The sequence below is a fragment of the Rhizobium sp. BK060 genome, assembly GCF_014193145.1.
Taxonomy (GTDB): domain Bacteria; phylum Pseudomonadota; class Alphaproteobacteria; order Rhizobiales; family Rhizobiaceae; genus Rhizobium.
The window spans coordinates 1-2,500 of record NZ_JACHYW010000054.1 but is presented as its reverse complement, the minus strand read 5'-3'; the positions used below and the strand labels follow the sequence as shown (position 1 = coordinate 2,500).

Here is a 2,500-nt window from a genome sequence, read left to right as displayed (position 1 = left end):
GTTAAAGTGGAACAGGCTGGAAAGCTTGGCCGTAGTGGGTGACAGCCCCGTACGCGTAGATACCATGATTGTCCTAGAGTAGGGCGGGACACGAGAAATCCTGTCTGAACATGGGGAGACCACTCTCCAAGCCTAAGTACTCGTGCATGACCGATAGCGAACAAGTACCGTGAGGGAAAGGTGAAAAGCACCCCGACAAGGGGAGTGAAATAGAACCTGAAACCGGATGCCTACAAACAGTCGGAGCCCGCAAGGGTGACGGCGTACCTTTTGTATAATGGGTCAACGACTTAGTGTAACAAGCAAGCTTAAGCCGGTAGGTGTAGGCGAAGCGAAAGCGAGTCTGAATAGGGCGATTTAGTTTGTTGCATTAGACCCGAAACCGAGTGATCTAGCCATGAGCAGGTTGAAGGTTGGGTAACACCAACTGGAGGACCGAACCCGCATCTGTTGCAATAGATTGGGATGACTTGTGGCTAGGGGTGAAAGGCCAATCAAACTCGGAAATAGCTGGTTCTCCGCGAAATCTATTTAGGTAGAGCGTCGACCGAATACCCCCGGGGGTAGAGCACTGGATGGGCTATGGGGACTCACCGTCTTACTGATCCTAACCAAACTCCGAATACCGGGGAGTACTAGTCGGCAGACACACGGCGGGTGCTAACGTCCGTCGTGAAAAGGGCAACAACCCTAACCTCCAGCTAAGGTCCCCAAGTCATGGCTAAGTGGGAAAGGATGTGAGGATCCCAAAACAACCAGGATGTTGGCTTAGAAGCAGCCATCATTTAAAGAAAGCGTAACAGCTCACTGGTCTAAATAAGGGTCTTTGCGCCGAAAATGTAACGGGGCTGAAGCCATGCACCGAAGCTGAGGATGTGTAGCAATACACGTGGTAGCGGAGCGTTCCGTAAGCTGATGAAGGGAGACCCGTGAGGGCTCCTGGAGGTATCGGAAGTGCGAATGTTGACATGAGTAACGATAAAGAGGGTGAGAGACCCTCTCGCCGAAAGACCAAGGGTTCCTGCTTAAAGTTAATCTGAGCAGGGTTAGCCGGCCCCTAAGACGAGGCGGACACGCGTAGTCGATGGGAACCACGTTAATATTCGTGGGCCTGGTGGTAGTGACGGATTGCTCAACTTGTGAGGTCTTATTGGATTGATCTTGCAGGGACGCGGTTCCAGGAAATAGCTCCACCGTATAGACCGTACCCGAAACCGACACAGGTGGTCAGGTAGAGTATACCAAGGCGCTTGAGAGAACTATGTTGAAGGAACTCGGCAAATTGCACGCGTAACTTCGGAAGAAGCGTGACCCCATGATACGCAAGTATGGTGGGGTGGCACAGACCAGGGGGTAGCGACTGTTTATCAAAAACACAGGGCTCTGCGAAGTCGCAAGACGACGTATAGGGTCTGACGCCTGCCCGGTGCTGGAAGGTTAAGAGGAGAGGTGCAAGCTTTGAATCGAAGCCCCAGTAAACGGCGGCCGTAACTATAACGGTCCTAAGGTAGCGAAATTCCTTGTCGGGTAAGTTCCGACCTGCACGAATGGCGTAACGACTTCCCCGCTGTCTCCAACATAGACTCAGTGAAATTGAATTCCCCGTGAAGATGCGGGGTTCCTGCGGTCAGACGGAAAGACCCCGTGCACCTTTACTATAGCTTTACACTGGCATTCGTGTCGGCATGTGTAGGATAGGTGGTAGGCTTTGAAGCGGGGACGCCAGTTTCCGTGGAGCCATCCTTGAAATACCACCCTTATCGTCATGGATGTCTAACCGCGGTCCGTTATCCGGATCCGGGACAGTGTATGGTGGGTAGTTTGACTGGGGCGGTCGCCTCCGAAAGAGTAACGGAGGCGCGCGATGGTGGGCTCAGACCGGTCGGAAATCGGTCGTCGAGTGCAATGGCATAAGCCCGCCTGACTGCGAGACTGACAAGTCGAGCAGAGACGAAAGTCGGTCATAGTGATCCGGTGGTCCCGCGTGGAAGGGCCATCGCTCAACGGATAAAAGGTACGCCGGGGATAACAGGCTGATGACCCCCAAGAGTCCATATCGACGGGGTTGTTTGGCACCTCGATGTCGGCTCATCGCATCCTGGGGCTGGAGCAGGTCCCAAGGGTTTGGCTGTTCGCCAATTAAAGCGGTACGTGAGCTGGGTTCAGAACGTCGTGAGACAGTTCGGTCCCTATCTGCCGTGGGTGTAGGAATATTGACAGGATCTGTCCCTAGTACGAGAGGACCGGGATGGACATATCTCTGGTGGACCTGTTGTCCTGCCAAGGGCATAGCAGGGTAGCTACATATGGAAGGGATAACCGCTGAAGGCATCTAAGCGGGAAACCCACCTGAAAACGAGTATTCCCTATCAGAGCCGTGGAAGACGACCACGTTGATAGGCCGGGTGTGGAAGCGCAGCAATGTGTGAAGCTTACCGGTACTAATAGCTCGATTGGCTTGATCGTTCTCATTGATCAATGCTCATCTCAAGGCAAGCGC

1 rRNA gene (cut by a window edge) is annotated in these 2,500 nt (G+C 53.4%); it reads left to right on the top strand.

Annotated features, from left to right (window positions below):
* A 23S ribosomal RNA gene (locus FHT71_RS30925) occupies positions 1-2,466 on the top strand (it extends 335 nt beyond the left edge of the window).
* Positions 2,467-2,500: the final 34 nt, after the last annotated feature.